Source organism: Yersinia ruckeri ATCC 29473, assembly GCF_000754815.1.
In the GTDB taxonomy this organism is placed as follows: domain Bacteria; phylum Pseudomonadota; class Gammaproteobacteria; order Enterobacterales; family Enterobacteriaceae; genus Yersinia; species Yersinia ruckeri.
The window spans coordinates 1,771,340-1,789,162 of the sequence record NZ_KN150747.1 but is presented as its reverse complement, the minus strand read 5'-3'; the positions used below and the strand labels follow the sequence as shown (position 1 = coordinate 1,789,162).

The window sequence follows — 17,823 nt, the reverse complement described above, 5'->3', positions numbered from 1 at the left end:
TTTCACTTAATATTAGCCTCCCCCCAAATATCCTTGCTGTACCCGAGAATAGTCCTGTCGCTGGAAAAATCGCCCATACCACTGATCGTATTCAATGCTCGTTTGTGCCAACTGTAAGTATCACTATAGTCGGTTAACGCTTGATATTGTGCATGACGATAGCTGTCAAAATCAGCCAAATGGAAATAATGATCACCGTGGCTCACCAACATATGGAATATGGGTGAAAACAGATTTTTATCAGAATGAAAAGTTCCAGAGATAAGTGAATCAATAGCGGCTTTAAGTTCTACATGAGATAAATATTCGTCATACGACGATCGTCCTCTGGCTGTTTTTTCAGCAATTTGCTCAGCTGATAAACCGAAAACATAGAAATTCTCATGGCCGACAGCATCTCTTATTTCAATATTTGCACCATCTAGCGTTCCAATGGTTAGCGCACCATTCATAGCCAGCTTCATATTACTGGTACCTGATGCTTCAGTTCCTGCTGTAGATATCTGCTCAGATAAATCAGCGGCTGGAATAATATGTTCCGCTAGTGAAACTTTATAGTCCTCTAAAAAAACCACTTTAAGTTGTTCATTAACCCTAGGGTCATTATTCACTTTAAGTGCAACTTGATTAATCAACTGTATGATCAATTTAGCCATCGCATAACCTGGTGCCGCTTTACCCGAGAAAATATGTACTTTAGGGTAAATAGAGACTGCGCCATCAATGATTTTCTGATAAAGACTGATAACATAAAGAATATTCAATAACTGCCGTTTGTATTCATGAATACGCTTAATCTGGCAATCAAACATCGCTTCCGGATTAATAATCAATCCTTGCTGACGAGTAATGATCTGACTTAATTTTATTTTGTTGGATTTTTTTATTTCCGCCAAATCAGCAATAACACAATTATCATTAGCTAACGCTTTCAGTTTGGTGAGAAGAGTCAGATTGGTAACCCATTCATTACCTAAGTGACTATCCAAGAATGAAGATAAACGGGGGTTAGCCTGTTGAATCCAGCGCCGAGGTGTCACACCGTTCGTTTGATTCGTGAACTTATCCGGCATAAAACGATAAAAGTCTGGTACAAGATTTGATTTAATTAATTCGGAATGAAGTTTTGCCACACCATTAACTTTATGACAACCAATAATGGCAAGGTAGGCCATGCGAACTTTCTTTTCTGGCACTTCTTCGATAAGAGACATTGACACTAATAAGTCTTCACGTTCAGGTTGCCATCTGTGTACTTCCAATAAGAAACGGCGGTTTATTTCATAGATAATTTGTAGGTGCCGAGGTAACAATAATTCGAATAAATTAACCGACCACTTTTCTAATGCTTCAGGCATTAGCGTATGATTGGTATAGGCACAAACTCGTTGAGTTAAATCCCAAGCGATATCCCAGTCAACAGCATGTTCATCAACCAATATTCGCATTAACTCAACAATGGCGAGTGCCGGGTGAGTATCATTTAGTTGTATAGCTACAAATTCTGGCAACTGATTGAGATGGGTAGAATGTAAGAAAAAATCATGCATAACATCACGTAATGTGCATGCCACCAAAAAATACTCTTGCGTCAGGCGCAATTCCTTACCAGCCAGTACTTCATCTGATGGATAAAGAACCTTAGAGATATTTTCTGATGCGATTTTTTGATTAACCGCATTTAGATAATCACCATGATTAAATATATGAATATCAAAAGAATCCGAAGCACTAGCACTGTATAAACGTAATGAATTTACAGTGTTATTATTATAACCTGACACCAGATAGTCATGAGGAACACCAATGATTATCTTCCAATCCATCCACATCGGATTGTAATGACCATTCTGATCTTTTATCTCCATAATCCGCCCATAAAGCGGAATGATCATCGACTGACTTTGATGCTCTATCAGCCAAGGGGAATGTGCAGAATGCCAATCATCGGGTTTTTCTATCTGCTTCCCATCTTGAATTTGTTGATGAAATAAACCATATTCATACTTTATGCCGTGACCCGAACCAGCAATATCCAAGGTTGCCATAGAATCAATAAAACAAGCGGCCAGACGTCCTAATCCCCCATTACCTAATGCTGCATCTTCTTCACTTTTAACAATGCTTTCAAAATCGACGTCGAGAGATTCTAACGCAGCTTTGGCCGTTTCCATGATACCTTGATTTATCAAGTTATTACGGAGAGACTGACCAATCAAAAACTCCATCGATATATAATAAATACGTTTTTTTCTTGACTGAAAATGTCGTTCCTGTGTGCATAGGTAATCATCCATTTGATTGCGTCGAACGACTAATGCTAACGCACTGAAGATATCACTGGATGATGCAGTTTGCCGTGTCACCCCAAGAGAATATTTCAGTTCGTAAAGTATACTATTACGAAATTCGCTGATCTGATTTTTATCTTGAGTCAATGGAGTATTTTTCATTTTGAGTCTCTTTAATTTATGTTCAAAAATACAAATCAGTTAGGAATAAACCTTCTACCGACATCATATTTTGCCAATAACCATAGAATCATTAAGGCACTCAGGTGAACTAGTGTGTTTAGCAACCATGCTCGATGCCATAAACTAAAGTTCACCATCTGATTGACCAATAAAACCACATAAACATGGATGATAAAAACATATAAAGAATGCTGCCCCAATGTTATTAAAAACCATCCGAATAATTTATTTATAGGCGTCCAAAAATAAGTCAGCATCAGATAACATGTTATTAATAGACTAAAATCATTTATGACACGTAATGGCCCTAATGCATTTTTTGCAGCAAAATTATCATAGAGCCAATTAAAGTTATGCGCACTTATAACATGAAGCATAGTCTCATAAGGCATAAATGGATTAGTATGATTCTGTGCAATAAACATCATTAAAAGCGTAAATAATACTATAACGGATAAACCCCAATAACCTGCCTGGGTACGAGCTAAAGAAAGCAATTCTTCTTTATACCAACCCATCGTCATGCCAAATACATAAATAAGTTGCCAGGCTAAAAGTGGGAAAGCAAACTCAAATTCTGCTGATGTAATTCTTACCCCAGTAACATGATAAGTTATGTATAAAGCCAAGGATAAGAATAACAATATACTTACCCACCCACGCTTCAATAAATAAAGAAACAAAGGAGTTACTAATAATAGATAAAAATACAACCCCAAAATTTGGCTCTGATGAGGCCCAATTTGTAAATAGAGCACCATGTTAAACCAAGACTCTTTTATCTGGTCATAAATTGGATATAATGTATAACTGACTTTTGAAAAACGATCAGTAAAATGGGTAACTTCAAAAGTCTTTATAAAGCTTATTTTAGTTATTAATAAAATAGTCAGTATAATTAACAAATTAGTGACGTATATTTTGACTGCTCGTCTATACAATGAATAACTAATCGTTAACCAGGCCTCTTTTTTTAAACGCTGGCGGTTGATCACACCTAGCATAAATCCCGAGAGAATAACGAATCCCTCAGCCCCGGTAGTCAAACCAAAACGTTCCCAAGTTAATATATTAAAAAAAGAAATCACTTCAATATGGGCGACAACCATCATCACCAAAGCAATCCCTCTTAAAAAATCAATCCTGAGATCACGTTTATCCGGCGATGTATAGCGAAACGATTTTATCCAAACGGCGGTAGTCCTACATTTATGATCCGATACAGCAAATGCGTGAATCATCCACGCCCCCACAACAATCACCGATAGATAAAGAGGGATGACGCCTGACTCCCTCATGTATTAACTTGCCCTAACCCTAGGCTCACTTTTAACATTAGAACCCTTTAACTGTAGGATAGTGTGAGCCATTCTACAATTGTAGTTAAACCCGATGATTTTAGATGAAAAATATTTATGCGTTGTGGAGCAGGTCAAAATAAACCGGGGCGTTAAAAAACCACATATCATCGGCTCAATCCAAAGTTCGGACTAAAAAGCATGCCAGTGCTTTAGACTGCGAACTGGCGATCTCGGGGGGAAAGACAGATAGAAAAGTCCAGCGTCCGCGCCAAGGAAGGCGCGGGACAAGATATCGTGACAATGGGAAGGTTCACAGGCTTCAGTATCGATGCCCCGACAATCTATTTTATATAATTTAGTGCTTTCCTGGCAGCATTCTGAGTAACGTATTATCGCGCATAATATAGTGGTGAAATATTGCTGCTGCCGCGTGTAAGCCGACAATGAAATAACCTGTATTAGCAATTAATTCATGAATCTCTTTTAAATCATGCTGCATAATACTATTTTCAGTATTTTCTACTGCTACCGGCATGGCATACGAGAAAAATGACCATTCGACATGTCCATAATACAGAGATAGAACGCCAAGCAATGGCAGACTGATAAATAAAAGGTACAAAACACCATGAACAGCTTTTGAAAGAACAAGTTGCCAACGTGGGGGGGTGGGGGTGATAGCTGGATCTTTATGTGTCACTTTTAGAATAATGCGAATCAACATTAAAATCATTACGCTAACACCTAACGTATAATGAATGGTCTTCATCAATTCACGGATATCACTGCCTTTGGCAGCAAAACCTTTTAATTCCATTGCGGCATAAGTGAGTACAACCAAGATAAAGATAGTCCAATGGAATAAAATTTGGCTAGGTGCAAATTTTCTGTTCATAACACATCCTCTGAATTTTGATACTTAAATTTATACCTATTACATTAAGTAAACATTAACTATCGGAAATAAAAATTCGATTATTCGGTTTCTACTTTATTCTGCTTTCAACTGGTTACCAAGCCAAACAACATGCCAACCACCGATGATACCCCCATCGCAAGCGCACTCCAGAAAGTTATCCGAATGATGCCTTGCCGTATTGGTGCGCCACCGGTTTTCGCTGCAATACCGCCCAAAATGGCTAAAGAAATCAATGCTGACAAGCTAACCGCTGGAATTGCCCAATCAACCGAGACAATGAGCGCGACCAATAAGGGTAATAATGCTCCCGCCGAAAAACTCATCGCCGAAGTCCACGCCGCTTGTAATGGGCGGGCAGCCGTGATTGCAGATATCCCCAGTTCGTCACGCGCGTGCGCCCCTAACGCATCATGACTCATCAGTTTTTCAGCAACTTGTCTGGCCAATGCCACATCAAGGCCGCGATGGACATAAATCGAGGTTAATTCACGATATTCACCTTGAAAATCAGCATCCAGTTCCGCTTGCTCTTGTGCCAATGCGGCCTTTTCAGTATCGGACTGAGAAGACACCGAGACATATTCCCCTGTAGCCATCGACATAGCACCGGCAACCAGACCGGCAATACCGGTCAAAAGAAGACTCTGGTGTGTTGCATTGGCCGACGCCACCCCCAGTAACAAACTGGCGGTAGAGACAATCCCATCGTTAGCGCCAAGAACTGCGGCACGGAGCCAACCTATCTTTTCTATACTATGCCGTTCTCTGTGCATCGTGGCGCTACCTTTGCCTAAGTGAAACTTCAGAGTTTATCGAGTCTCTGTTGAATATCCTGATGACGGCCTTTATCTGCTAATTCTCTGCCTGAACGCGCCGGAGCCGCTAGCGCTTTCTGTAAATAGATTTTTGCGTCCGCTTTGTGCCCTTGCTCCAATAGAAAATCACCATAGAAATAGTTGGGATCGATGCCAGTGGGATTAACCTGCAACGCTTTTTTTAATAGCACTTCAGCTTGTTTTTTATCGCCAAAACCAATGGGCCAACCGGGAACCTGATAATAAAGGGTTCCAAGGCTGGTATAAGCCGATCCATCCAACGCATTAGCATCGAGTTTTATGGCCAGTTCCAACTTAACTTTCGCATCTTTAACCAAATCCAATGCGCCAAGTCCCCCTTTCTCTCCCGCCCAACTACTCTTAACGATGGCAGACCAAATTAATAGATCAGCGCGTGAACCATTGGCTGAACTGGCTTTATCTGCAACAGTGCTGAGTTTTTCCAAGCAGGATTCTTTTTGTTTTGCCGCCACCTGATATTGGCAAACAGCCCATTGATTCTGGATATCGGCCAACTCATTCTGGGCATAAACCGCGGTACTGCCAAAACATGTGAGCAACAGCAATAGCGTCTTCATTGTGAATCCTTCTTATTACTGGAAGCATCGGCATAACGAGCAATAATCGCGTGTTGTTTAGCCAGAGCTTTATCTACAACGCCGGGAAAAAGTGCATTTAATTTAACAAAGAACCGCTCCGGCCAACCTAACCACCGCCGTGTGACGTCTTTCTCCAGTGCAATAACGGCCTGTTTTGCCACCCATTCGGCACTGTCACTTTTTGTCCCTAATTCTGCATTCATGGCATAAACAGCCGTTGAATTAAGCGTAGTTTGTGTCGTTCGAGGTGCAAAATAAAGAATATGAATGGCCGAACCACTTAATTCCCGAGCCAGTGCCTCACTAAAACCACGTAGAGCAAATTTACTGGCGCAATACACGCTATATCCAGCATAACCAATACTGCCAAAACTGGAACCAATATTCATAATCATGCCCGGTTTATTGATATAGGGTAACAAAGCTCGAGTCAGTAATATGGGTGCCTGAATATTTAGTGATAATTGCTGTATTATTTGTTGTTCACTTTGGCTCTCAAGCCACGCAAAGTGATTGGTGCCAGCATTATTGATTAAAATATCAATACCAGATTGTTCTCTAAATACCTCAACCTGTTTTGCCAATGCCGCAGTGTCACAAAGATCGGCGATCCATATTTGATGCTTTTCCGGATGGGGTAATGCATGCAAAAGCTGTGTAAGAGCCATTTCATTACGCCCGTGCAATATCAAACAGGCTCCCCGCTTCGCCAATGCGTGAGCCAATGCCTGACCAATACCGCCACTGGCTCCGGTCAGCAGAATACGGCTATTATTCAGCTTCATTGCGGTTGCCCCATCAGGCCACGCAGCATATCTCCATAAAGCTGGTAAACCACCTTGGCAGAGTGAATGATCGCTGCCCGATCGTCGGTTTTTTCAACCTGATTCATTAATGATTCAAAAAAAGCCAAATGTTCCTTATCCAGTTCACCGTGTGAGCTGAGGTAGCTCATGGCTTTTTCCGGTAACCCTAAGCCTTGTTTGAGCTGTTGAGCAACCGAAGTCGCAATAGCAACACTGGTTCCTTCAAGGACATGTACCATGCCAAAAATACCCATAGGATTAAGCCGGGAGACAGAGTCGTAGAGAAACGCGATCATCAATTCTATCGCCAATACTGGCTGACCATGACGAACAGCCTCAGCATTTCCCCCACAAGTGCGAATATCATTTAATATCCATTCTTGGTGCCCATATTCTTCATCAATATATTCGGCAATAGCACCACGAACCCACTCATGTTCTGAACTCATCCGGCCGCCCGCCGTCATCAATAAAGGAACGGTATGACTGACGTGATAGAAGGCCTGAGTCAAAAAGGCGATATACATTTCGGTATTAATATTGCCACTACGGCAAGCCGCTATCACTGGCGCAGAAAGGAGTTTATCTCTGTCCACCGCAGTATCATGCTGTAATTGTTGATAAAAATTCATACAATCTCTCCTGCAGTTAATTGATTGATACGGGTGTGATATTCGGCCAGAATTTGTTGCCTTTTCGGGCGCCCATTATTGGTTAGTAAACCGTTCTCTACACTGAACTGAGCCAGAAGATAATGGTGGATCTGTGCGTAATCAGGTAATCGCTTATTCAGTTGGTCTATTTGATCTGAAAGGTTATTTTCATAACCCGGTGTCGGTTGAATCAAGGCCACATTGGCACTTAACCCATCACCAAAGATGACAAGACGAGAGATTGCCGGAAAAATTTGCGCTTCGGCTTCAACCCATTCTGGTGAAAAATTCCGACCAAATGCCGTAATCTGAACATTCTTTTTACGTCCAGTAATATGAAGAAAACCTTGATGATCAAACTGCCCCAGATCGCCCGTCGCTACAGCGTTTTCGGGTGCAGGTTCACCCAAATAGCCCAGCATTGTCGACCCAGAAATCAGAATTTCTCCATCTTGCGCGATGTTGATCTGACAATGCGCTAATGGCTTACCCACTGAGCCGGGCAAAAGACTCCCCAATGTATTCAGGGCAACGACCGAACCACATTCTGATAACCCATAGCCTTCATAAACGGGCAATCCTAACTGATGCGATTTAGCCACTAAATCTTTGGCGACCTTACCGCCACCGACCGCAACAAAACGTAAACTCGCGGCCAAATCTGGATTAATGGCGCACAGCATCACTAACAACCGTAAAAGCTCAGGTACCAGTACCAAACTGTGTGGCCGCCATTGTTGAATAGCCTGAGCCAAGATCGGATAGGAGAATTGGCTGGAACCGGTAAAACCCACTTCAGCAAGCGAGGGGATACGGCTACACGCACCGCTTAGCAGTGGAACATACAGCCCAGTCATATTTTCCAGTAATGTTGAAAGAGGCAGCAGTGTGAGATGCTGTTGCACATTGGCAGGAGCCACCCGCTCAATAAGCGATAAACTGACTTGCATCAGATGCTGCCAACTCAAACATACCCCTTTGGGATGACCTGTAGTTCCTGATGTATAAGTAATTTTTGCGGTATGCCGCGGTAATTCAGGTACCGATACCGGTTGGCGACGTTGTAGATTGTATTCAAATGATACGGTTGAGATCCAACCTGCACGTGCTGGGCCAATCAAAGCATCCGCACCGCTACTATCCAGTAGCCAATTTTGTTGCTCATAACTGAAAAAAACCGGTACCGGTATAATAACAATATGGGCTAATGCGCCCGCTAAATCGATAAGAGCCCAATCAAGACTATTGTCCAGAAAGAGTGCAAGTCGCGATATTTTTTCATTACGGAGTCGCTCTGCCAGTGCTTCTATTTTAGGCAGTAATTCACCATAGCTAATCACCCGATGGCTATCGCACAACGCAGGACGTAGCGGTGCTTGTGCCGCCATTTCCGCCAGTCGTTCAAAAAGGATCATCGCTGCGTCCTCATCTGAAATGTAAAAATACTGGGCATTGGCGCAAACAAGGAAAGTAACAAACTGGTTTTACTCAGGACTTGGCGGCCCTGATTTAAATCCCCTACCATCACACAAGGTTGGCTCTGGTAATATTCCCCCCACGCTAAAGCATCTTCACCGAGACGATCTGCCAGAGCAGGGGCTAGCTCCAGTGGATTTAGATTTAATCGGTGAAAAATATTGCGTAATTTTCGGGTACCAGTAAATACCACATAATCAAGCTGGTTCTCACATAACAACCGGCAAATAGCCGCAAACATAATTCGCGCATCTCCCGATTCCGAGCAGGCAAAATTACCAATTTCCACCAGACGATGACGTAAAACTGAACGCCTGGTTTGCGTGGCAATAATCATCTCAATAGGCGCGTCCAAATAACGCTCTAGATATAATGCTCCGGAATCACCACGATTCAGACCGCAGGCTCCAACAAGGACACCATCGGCGCGATAGAGTCCTAATAAATGAGGTAAAAAATGCGGAATAATGGCATTGAACTCACGGCTATACTCCCGCTGTATATATTGTTTCAGTAGGTTTTCTTCTTGCTCATTCTGAGCAAACAACAACTGGTAAGGTGCCTGAATATTCATGCTCATAATCGCTCCTTTTACTGATAATAAGGAGTGTAATGATGAATACTTAAGAAAAACTTAGGCTGATTCAGTAGTTACATTTTATTAAAATAACAAAACGACTAAGCCATCCAAGATGGATTAGGCAATTCCTGACTTCCCAAAATAGGTATTATCGTCATGAGGTTTCGGGCAGAACTCAGCAAGTAATGAAGTTAAAGGCCAGCCCACCACGCATATTGCATTAGCACCACAGCAAATGATAAACCGGGAGGGATGCCCCTCCCTTCAATTTATTTAACGCGTTTACCCGCATCATCAACGACTTTCTCGCCATCCTCTTTGGTAAATGCTCGCTTCTGCAAGGCTGGCAAAATATCGAGTACCATTTCTGAGGGGCGGCACAGACGCGTTCCCAGGGGAGTGACAACAATAGGACGATTAATCAATATGGGATGCTGTAGCATAAAGTCGATGAGCTGATCATCGGTAAACTTGTCTTCGCCAAGCCCATATTGTTCATAAGGCTCCACATTCTTACGTAATAACGCTCGTACTGTTATTCCCATATCGGCAATGAGCTTGACCAGTTCATCTCGTCCTGGTGGCGTCTCAAGATAAAAAATAACTGTCGGTTCTTCACCACTGTTACGGATCATATCCAGCGTGTTACGCGAAGTACCGCAGGCCGGGTTATGATAAATGGTAATGTTACTCATATTAATATCTCACTAAAGATTGAAAGAGAGACGTAGCGCTAGCGCGGCCAGCGTTACAAACAGCACTGGGAGAGTCATGATAATCCCTATGCGGAAATAATATCCCCAGCTAATTATCATATTCTTCTGTGACAGAACATGGAGCCAGAGCAGCGTTGCCAAGCTACCGATAGGCGTGATTTTCGGCCCCAGATCGCAACCAATCACATTGGCATAAATCATCGCGTCTTTAATCACCCCCGTAGCGGTACTGCCCTCAATAGACAAGGCTCCAATCAGAACCGTTGGCATATTATTCATAATCGAAGATAAGAATGCGGTCAGGAAACCGGTTCCCATAGTGGCCGCCCAAAGTCCTTGATCGGCAAGTAAATTAAGGACACCAGAAAGGTATTCCGTTAAACCGGCATTGCGCAGGCCATAAACCACCAGATACATCCCCAGCGAGAAAATCACGATCTGCCACGGTGCACCGCGCAGCACTTTACCTGTGTTGATCGCATGGCCTTTTTTGGCTACAACAAAGAGGATTAATGCCCCCACAGCGGCAATGGCACTGACTGGGATACCCAGTGGTTCCAGTACAAAAAAGCCAACCAGCAGAAGGAGTAAAACTATCCAGCCAGTTCTGAACGTTGCCGGATCTTTAATGGCTTTAGCCGGTACTTTCAGCAACTCAAGATCATAGGTTTTTGGAATATCCTTGCGAAAGAATAAGTGCAACATTCCTAGCGTAGCGCTAATCGCAGCGATATCCACCGGAACCATCACCGAGGCATATTCCGTGAACCCGAGATGGAAAAAGTCTGCCGAGACAATATTAACCAGATTCGAAACAATAAGCGGCAGGCTGGCAGTGTCGGCAATAAACCCGGCGGCCATCACAAACGCCAGCGTGGTGCCCTTGCTGAACCCCAATGCCAACAGCATGGCAATAACAATCGGGGTAAGGATAAGTGCGGCACCATCATTGGCAAACAATGCCGCGACGGCAGCACCCAGCAGAATAATGTACGTGAACAGTAAACGACCTCGCCCGTTTCCCCAGCGGGAAACATGCAGTGCAGTCCATTCGAAAAAACCTGACTCATCCAGCAGCAGGCTGATAATAATTACCGCAATAAAGGTAGCAGTGGCATTCCAGACGATATTCCACACCACGGGAATGTCGGCAATATGAACCACTCCGGACAGCAAAGCCAGGATCGCTCCGAGTGTGGCACTCCAGCCAATACCTAAACCTTTCGGTTGCCAGATAACCAATACAATGGTCAGAATAAATATAGCTCCTGCCAGTAACATAGAATCCCCATATATATGATTTTTCGCATGTGTTAATGCGAATTTTTTAGCTACACCTTTTTTAGGTGCAACTTTTAGGTACAAATAGTTTTACCGCTGGTAGAGCTGTTTACTGATGCCAGATGATGGGCGAGAACCTGGATTTCATCTTTCTGGCTTATCCAAGCCTGTTCAACGATCAGTGCAGCCCATGAAGGAATATGTGGAGATAAACGATAGTGAACCCATTTTCCCTGTTTGCGATCCAACAATACTCCACTTTCCCGCAGCATAGCCAGATGGCGGGAGATCTTAGGTTGATATTCATTAAGCGCAACACCGAGATCGCACACACACAGCTCTCCTAGCTCTTTGAGAAGCAGCACGATACCCAAGCGAGTTTCGTCAGAGAGAATTTTGAAGAGCTGTAAGGGGGTAAATGTCATATGAGTTCCTTTATGGCTTGATGAAATCATACTGAAATTAATTATTATGTAAACATACATATATGTTTTTCCATATATATATGTTTTTAAATAGGGTGTAGTTCTAGTTCCATCGAACAAAGCAAGTCGTAGTAATCTGTATCTAATTGATTAAGAAGGAATATCTAACTACCGTTAGCAACCATGACACATTGAGTCATTTTCTTTCTCATTGTTTTTCACTGGCTAACGATCGTTTTGAACGATCAATAATCGTTTATTGATCTGTACAACCAGTTTTCATCCCTCTGATTTCACTGTCATTCTCTTGCCAAACAAAACGGGATGATGGCTATGTGGATAATATTTAAAAATTGGTTCATGACAACAACAGTGAGTTACTCTGCAGTAGCGGCAGGATTACTGATTACCGGATTGGTTTCTTTGGTTGGTATTATTTATTTAATAACTGAATGTTTTTAATTAATTGAGAGCCGTAATGAAAGTGGCTCTCAATTTACTATTTCACTCTTTGGCGTTATTTGGGAGCCCAAATATTGTAACTCGCCGCTCTGATCAATCCGCTCAATCTTGGCAAGCAAAGAAGGCTTTTATGTTCATTGTATTACGGCACCCCTCAGGAGGAAGTGCGCCTGATGAACAGGGTTTCGGTCTCTAAGCCACACAAGTGAGGATGCGAGTTAACTCCGGAATGATTAGACCATATATGGCGTAGCTCTGGACGATATTGGGGATTAATGTCACTAATCTGGCACTTTAAAAAAAATTTGCTGATAATTAGAGGGTAACTTATTGATTTTTATGGTCCCTACAGGATTCGAATACATCAAGTATTGATATGTTTTATATGGATAAAATCGTGTTCGATAAAATTTGTACCAACATTTATACCAACAGATAAATTTGTCAGAAAATACAGCCCATTATCGCTGGGCCAACATGCCCGGATAATGTTTGGCAATGATATCATTCATTCTCTGAGTCAGCTCAGGCCGCTTAAAAGTCAGATGAGCGGTTCCCTTCTGAAAGTAACGAATGCTGAAGAACTCCTCTTCGTAAACGTCCTTAGCCGGATTATCCTGGATATGCTCCATCAATCGGGTAGAGATATCACCCCGGTTGTCAGGGATGGGTTTGCCATCCAGCAGAAACAGCATTCTCTCCAGGTCTGCCAGTTGATCCCGTCGCCAACCCCAGTTAAGGCTAAAGCCCCAGCGATTATGAGTAACGAGATTGTTGATGATGATCTTCTTCCCAAAGCTGCACGGACTATTAGTTTTGTAATCCCATGACAATCCCTTAAAGACGTTGATAATCCCGCGCTCAAATACCTCATCTTTGCTCTGATGTAGCTGCTCAAAGGTACTGAGTATGTTGGTTTCACTGATGGCAGGAATATTCTCATCCTCAAGACTTTTGTTCCACTGGTCCCTTGCCTGAGCGTCCATCAAACTGAGCATTCCCGATTTCTTCATCAAATCTCGCCATATACCGCGATCAAGATTGCAGGTGATCACTTTCATCGCCGTTTCTGTTTTCTCCATAAGCCAGCAGCCGCAGCGAAAGTCTTGTCGCATGGCCCAGTCTCTTGCAATTCCACCGCCAATGCTGCTGGTGGTTGCCGAGATGCCTTCAAGCTGGCAGATAAGGGCTTCAGTCTGTGCCAGTGCTGCGTTACGTCTGGAAACGATGCGCTCAATATTGGTCGAGCATATAAGCTCAGTATGGTCAGTTAATACTTCGGGTTCTGTCTGCATAATGTGTTTTCCATGCATAAAAGCAAACACGCCAACCGGGCATAGCTGGCGCATTATGCGGCGGGTAGAAATAAGAGAAAGTTCGGGGGTGGAAATCAGGAAATGGGCTCTGAGAATTTAAGTATTCATCAGTCCGATTGCTCGTCTGGCTCGAAGAATATCGGTAAAATTAATAAACGGTGACGGCTCATCAAAGGAGAAACTACTGCGATCAATACGTAAAAGGCCATAGCGTTCGACCACAAAATTCACGGCATCTTTCAGCAAAATGCCGGATTCAATATGTTCCTGTATTACGAATTCGTAGCAGAAGGGAGTGTCATTGAGCGTCAGGCCGTAATGGTGCTCAAACAGATGCGTCAGGAGTTGTTTCCAGACAGCTGCGGGTGACGGGCCAAGCTGAGCCTCCCGCGTCGGAGATACGGGTAAAGTTTGCATGGTTATTATCTCGTAATGTGAAAGGAAAGGGACTGTGAAGGCGTTGAGGTAACCTAAGGATAAACTTTTGGGGTTTATGCCGTTACTGAAGGTGTCGGATAAATAGTGATGTAGACGTAGCCGTGCGACCCGAGGGCGTCGGCTTCGCAGGTCAGGCCATTGTGGCTCAGCGTGATGCTCCGCTGGTAGCGAGGATCAAGCTCACCGGAGAGTAATGCCAGTTCCAGTTGTTTCATTATTAGTGGGAAAGCCTGATCCAGATGTCGGGCCCCTTCCTCGCTGAATACACCGCAAAAACCAGCACGATCAGCCAGAAAATGCAGGCGTTGGCCTTCCTGTACCAGTCTTGCGCCAAAACACGGCGTGATGTCGTGCCGAAGCCCCCATTGCAGACAGGCGGTAGTGTCCTTCGGTGGGATAGTTTTGGATGGAGTAGGTTTCATTTCAGTATTCCTTTAGTCATAGGGGAAAACACGCTATTCCTGACAGTCGATAAAACGCTCGCAGTAAAGCGCGTCACCGTCCGCGATGATGGCGCAGGGCCAACGGTTTCCCTCAGCTAACCGGCTGCACAACGACAAACTGCCAGGGTAATGGATGAGGTAATAGCATTCGGTACAGAGATCGTCATCGGTAACCGGGCGACCGTAGGGTCTTTCTCTGTCGGACAAAGCTTCTATTTTTGGCATCTCTTACAACCAACCACGTTCGGCAAAAGAAACCACTTCCTTACCTCCGACAACGAAGTGATCCAGCACCCGCACCTCCACCAGAGTAAGCGCGTTAACTGTCCGCTGAGTAACCTGCCGATCTGCCTCGCTGGGTTCTGCATAGCCAGAGGGATGGTTGTGTGCCAGGACCACGGCAGCGGCATTGTGGCGAAGTGCTGCTTTGACAATTTCACGGGGATGTACTTCGGAGCTGTTGATACTGCCGCTAAACAGCGTTTCGCACTCGAGCAGGCGGTGTTGGTTGTCCAGAAACAGCACCATAAACATCTCACGTTCAAGCCCTGCCATTTTCAAACGTAACCAGTCACGGGTGGCATGGGTTGAGGTAAATGATGCACCCGGTTCGCACAAGTGCTGCTCCAACAAGGCCAGTGCCTGTTTTATAGTCAGCTGCGCTGAAAGTGGTAGTGCGGACGGAAACAAAGCCAGTTGCTTCTCCATGGTAAAAATCCTCAGTCGATAATGTGCATGATGCCGCTGCATTCAGGATGGCTAAGGGCGTAGTCCCGCAGACGATAATAATGTTCCGTCATGGCATCACACTCGGTACGGCAGGCGTGGTGGCTGTACGTCATGAGACAGGCGACAACTCCCGCCGCCTCACGGCTAACGGTGGCCCCGTTGCCGTTGAGTTCATTAAACAATACATAGTCCTGCTCAGTGTCTGGCACCATAAAGGCACCGCCATTGGACAGGGTATAAAATGCCCAGCAGTCACCGTGGTATTCTGCACATAGTCGGTCAAGCCAGGCGAAAATACGGGGCTCCAGCGTTATCCACTGCGGGATACTACCAAAGTGCTCCGGCCAGAAATGAATACGCGCACTATCAGCAACGGGCGTGGGCTGAAGCGCTGTCGTAGTTGTCGCGTCATTATTGTTGTGAGAGTTGTATTCAGCAGACATGATGAATCTCCTTTTTAGTCAATGGGTGATTCATGTTTATCTTCACTGAAGATGCTGGGTACATAGTGTGCAAGTTCATCACGTATCAGCGGACGGTCACGGGGTACAAGATTGGCGGATCCAAAGCGGCTGGCTAATCGCATGGTTAACTCCCTATCGGGTAGAAAAAGAAAAGGGCTGCTCCTCCCGAAGGAGGAACAGCCCTGTCAGTGCAGTAATGTATGACCGGCTAAGTATTTACCGGTGAAAATTTGGGACCCATTTTATCCAGAATGCGATAAAGCTGTTATTTCCAGTTAAAGGTAAAAGCGCCTTTACTTGTTTGTACGCTCAGCTCAAGAGGGCGACACTGCGTGAAGCTGCTGTTACTAGGAGTGGTAAAGGACAGTGTCTGACCGTAACCCAGGCGCTTATTCACATTCTGTCCCCTCCCCGACATTGAAATCAGGCAGTTACCCCGGTTCAGGGTGATTGATTGGATAGTGATGTCATTTTCAAGGCTGGTCAGCGTCAGTTGCCAGACTGGAAAATTAACTTTCGGGAGATAAGTTTCCTGTGCATTGACAGACAGCGGTGCATTATCCGCCAGCGCAGGAAGCGCGACGGCAAGTAGCATGGTGGTAAGCAGGGTTTTAAACATCATTAAAATTCCTTATTAACAACGGTTTGTATCCTGGCACACAGGCCAGATGTAGCATCAGAAGCCATCGGCCTGGGCGATACCGTCATCCGCCAATGCGTGGCTGATGTTGTTCACCACCGTATGAGAATCGAGCTTTATCTCTGCCAGCAGTTTTCCGGTGTCCGGAGCGCCCTTAAATACATAAAGTGAAGCTACTGGCTCTCCCTCATCGTTTGTTCCGACGGATACCTGGTAGCGGGTTTCTCCGTTTCGCACAGTAAATTCCTGAATACTGATGACCTGATTACTCTGGTACGCGTAAGTGGTGCTGGCCGCTGGAACAGTGATATCCATCTCTTTATTTGTTGCGCCGGTTTTACCGAAGGAATAAGAAACGTATGGGGTATTAATGCAGATTTCGACTTCTTTATTATGGTTGAGCGTCTGCGCATAAAAGACCGGCTTTGCACAGCGCTGACCTTCAGCCTGGGCAGCGTTCATACATGACAGCAACAGCCCGGTACTTAACAGCAGAACGCTGGCGATACTTTTTAAGTGATCTGTCATTTTCATTCCCCCAGTTCGGGTAATACGACATAAATATCCCTGCCCCTAACTTCAATGGTCATTGGCTCCTTGTTACCGGTGTTCATCAGTGCCTGAGCCCGATAAAAACGCCCGCTGACCTCTTCCTTTAAATCCGTTACGCGAATACAGCGTTCATCAATGCCTTCACGTTGCATGATCTGGCTAACAGTAGAACAGGCGCTCTTTGCAAGTTGTTCGGTACCCGACTGCTTTTTAAAATGATTACCGGCCACGGCTGACAAAACGGTGCAAATCAGCCAAACCTGTAACAAACGCCAAGGTTTCCCCTGACGCTCGTCCCGTTGTCGCAGATAAACCATCGGTAATAGGAAATATAAAAATGAAGGTGCGAGTTTTTCTTGCTTCATCAAGCTGAGTCGGTCCAGCAGCACCCAAATAAGGGAAAACACCATATACAGGCCAAGGGCAATCTCTTTAGGGCAGAAAATGGCGAAGGGTACCCAGAGTATTGGAAGGCCAATGGACAAACACCAGGCGTAGGTGTCTTGCTTGAGAAACGGATAAGGTTTCAACATAGAGAAATATTCCTTTATTAATAATAAATTAGAAAGTTTTGGGATTGAACAACCTCCCCAGAGGGGGATCGTATCAGGATACAATGAGGAGGGATAATCGTTAATAAAGATCAATTAGCCGAGACCGATCGTTCAAATCTATCGGCAAAATCGATCATTAGTGTTAAATTGATAGCCAAA

General features: G+C 44.3%; 21 protein-coding genes and 1 pseudogene. All 22 read right to left on the bottom strand.

Translation table 11 applies throughout. The annotated features are described in order from the left end of the window. Window positions 1-2 precede the first annotated feature (2 nt). Window positions 3-2,453, bottom strand: coding sequence for a glycogen/starch/alpha-glucan phosphorylase (locus DJ39_RS07950; RefSeq protein ID WP_004720124.1), 2,451 nt, complete (start codon window positions 2,451-2,453; stop codon window positions 3-5). Window positions 2,454-2,488: 35 nt separating this feature from the next. Continuing rightward, complete coding sequence (opgC, locus tag DJ39_RS07945; RefSeq protein WP_049688077.1) at window positions 2,489-3,715, bottom strand: OpgC domain-containing protein; 1,227 nt, start codon at window positions 3,713-3,715, stop codon at window positions 2,489-2,491. A 415-nt stretch (window positions 3,716-4,130) separates the two neighbouring features. After that, the gene (locus tag DJ39_RS07940) at window positions 4,131-4,670 is read right to left on the bottom strand and encodes a cytochrome b (RefSeq protein WP_004720120.1); all 540 of its coding nucleotides are present in this window, start codon (window positions 4,668-4,670) and stop codon (window positions 4,131-4,133) included. A 107-nt stretch (window positions 4,671-4,777) separates the two neighbouring features. Continuing rightward, window positions 4,778-5,467, bottom strand: a complete 690-nt coding sequence (locus DJ39_RS07935) for a VIT1/CCC1 transporter family protein (protein ID WP_004720119.1) — start codon at window positions 5,465-5,467, stop codon at window positions 4,778-4,780. A 29-nt stretch (window positions 5,468-5,496) separates the two neighbouring features. Then, a complete protein-coding gene (locus DJ39_RS07930; protein ID WP_172460315.1) occupies window positions 5,497-6,108 on the bottom strand; it encodes a tetratricopeptide repeat protein in 612 nt (203 codons plus the stop codon). After that, window positions 6,105-6,914 carry an SDR family oxidoreductase gene (locus DJ39_RS07925; protein ID WP_038251292.1) on the bottom strand — a complete coding sequence of 270 codons (810 nt, stop codon included), beginning with the start codon at window positions 6,912-6,914 and terminating at the stop codon, window positions 6,105-6,107. The genes DJ39_RS07930 and DJ39_RS07925 overlap by 4 nt, the downstream gene beginning before the upstream one ends. After that, complete coding sequence (locus DJ39_RS07920; protein WP_045844502.1) at window positions 6,911-7,567, bottom strand: iron-containing redox enzyme family protein; 657 nt, start codon at window positions 7,565-7,567, stop codon at window positions 6,911-6,913. Before DJ39_RS07920 ends, DJ39_RS07925 begins: the two co-directional genes overlap by 4 nt. Next, a complete protein-coding gene (locus DJ39_RS07915; protein WP_038251291.1) occupies window positions 7,564-9,003 on the bottom strand; it encodes an AMP-dependent synthetase/ligase in 1,440 nt (479 codons plus the stop codon). The genes DJ39_RS07920 and DJ39_RS07915 overlap by 4 nt, the downstream gene beginning before the upstream one ends. Continuing rightward, entirely contained in the window at window positions 9,000-9,644 is a 645-nt protein-coding gene (locus tag DJ39_RS07910) for a thermostable hemolysin (RefSeq protein WP_038243845.1), read from the bottom strand. Before DJ39_RS07910 ends, DJ39_RS07915 begins: the two co-directional genes overlap by 4 nt. A gap of 269 nt (window positions 9,645-9,913) precedes the next feature. Next, window positions 9,914-10,339, bottom strand: a complete 426-nt coding sequence (arsC, locus tag DJ39_RS07905; protein ID WP_004720103.1) for a glutaredoxin-dependent arsenate reductase — start codon at window positions 10,337-10,339, stop codon at window positions 9,914-9,916. Between the two features lie 12 nt (window positions 10,340-10,351). Further along, on the bottom strand, window positions 10,352-11,641 hold the full coding sequence (locus DJ39_RS07900) for an arsenic transporter (RefSeq protein WP_004720102.1): 1,290 nt from the start codon (window positions 11,639-11,641) through the stop codon (window positions 10,352-10,354). A 74-nt stretch (window positions 11,642-11,715) separates the two neighbouring features. After that, window positions 11,716-12,066, bottom strand: a complete 351-nt coding sequence (locus DJ39_RS07895; RefSeq protein WP_038251290.1) for a transcriptional regulator — start codon at window positions 12,064-12,066, stop codon at window positions 11,716-11,718. Between the two features lie 923 nt (window positions 12,067-12,989). Then, entirely contained in the window at window positions 12,990-13,823 is an 834-nt protein-coding gene (locus DJ39_RS07890; RefSeq protein ID WP_038251289.1) for a DUF4942 domain-containing protein, read from the bottom strand. A 117-nt stretch (window positions 13,824-13,940) separates the two neighbouring features. Next, on the bottom strand, window positions 13,941-14,261 hold the full coding sequence (locus DJ39_RS07885) for a TA system toxin CbtA family protein (protein WP_004720097.1): 321 nt from the start codon (window positions 14,259-14,261) through the stop codon (window positions 13,941-13,943). A gap of 74 nt (window positions 14,262-14,335) precedes the next feature. Beyond that, window positions 14,336-14,704: a type IV toxin-antitoxin system YeeU family antitoxin gene (locus DJ39_RS07880; protein ID WP_004720095.1), complete on the bottom strand. Its 369-nt coding sequence runs from the start codon at window positions 14,702-14,704 to the stop codon at window positions 14,336-14,338. Between the two features lie 33 nt (window positions 14,705-14,737). Beyond that, window positions 14,738-14,950, bottom strand: coding sequence for an antirestriction protein (locus DJ39_RS17895; RefSeq protein WP_139127562.1), 213 nt, complete (start codon window positions 14,948-14,950; stop codon window positions 14,738-14,740). Window positions 14,951-14,953: 3 nt separating this feature from the next. Continuing rightward, window positions 14,954-15,433, bottom strand: coding sequence for a RadC family protein (gene radC / locus DJ39_RS07875; RefSeq protein ID WP_004720093.1), 480 nt, complete (start codon window positions 15,431-15,433; stop codon window positions 14,954-14,956). An 11-nt stretch (window positions 15,434-15,444) separates the two neighbouring features. Continuing rightward, window positions 15,445-15,897, bottom strand: coding sequence for an antirestriction protein (locus DJ39_RS07870; RefSeq protein ID WP_004720092.1), 453 nt, complete (start codon window positions 15,895-15,897; stop codon window positions 15,445-15,447). Between the two features lie 17 nt (window positions 15,898-15,914). Then, window positions 15,915-16,040 (bottom strand): annotated as a pseudogene (locus DJ39_RS18255) (DUF932 domain-containing protein); the annotation flags it as partial. Between the two features lie 143 nt (window positions 16,041-16,183). Beyond that, window positions 16,184-16,540 (bottom strand): hypothetical protein, encoded by a 357-nt coding sequence (locus tag DJ39_RS07860; protein ID WP_004720091.1) that lies wholly within the window; start codon window positions 16,538-16,540, stop codon window positions 16,184-16,186. Between the two features lie 54 nt (window positions 16,541-16,594). Beyond that, complete coding sequence (locus DJ39_RS07855; protein WP_004720088.1) at window positions 16,595-17,086, bottom strand: hypothetical protein; 492 nt, start codon at window positions 17,084-17,086, stop codon at window positions 16,595-16,597. A gap of 2 nt (window positions 17,087-17,088) precedes the next feature. Then, window positions 17,089-17,643: a hypothetical protein gene (locus DJ39_RS07850; RefSeq protein ID WP_004720086.1), complete on the bottom strand. Its 555-nt coding sequence runs from the start codon at window positions 17,641-17,643 to the stop codon at window positions 17,089-17,091. Window positions 17,644-17,823 lie beyond the last annotated feature (180 nt).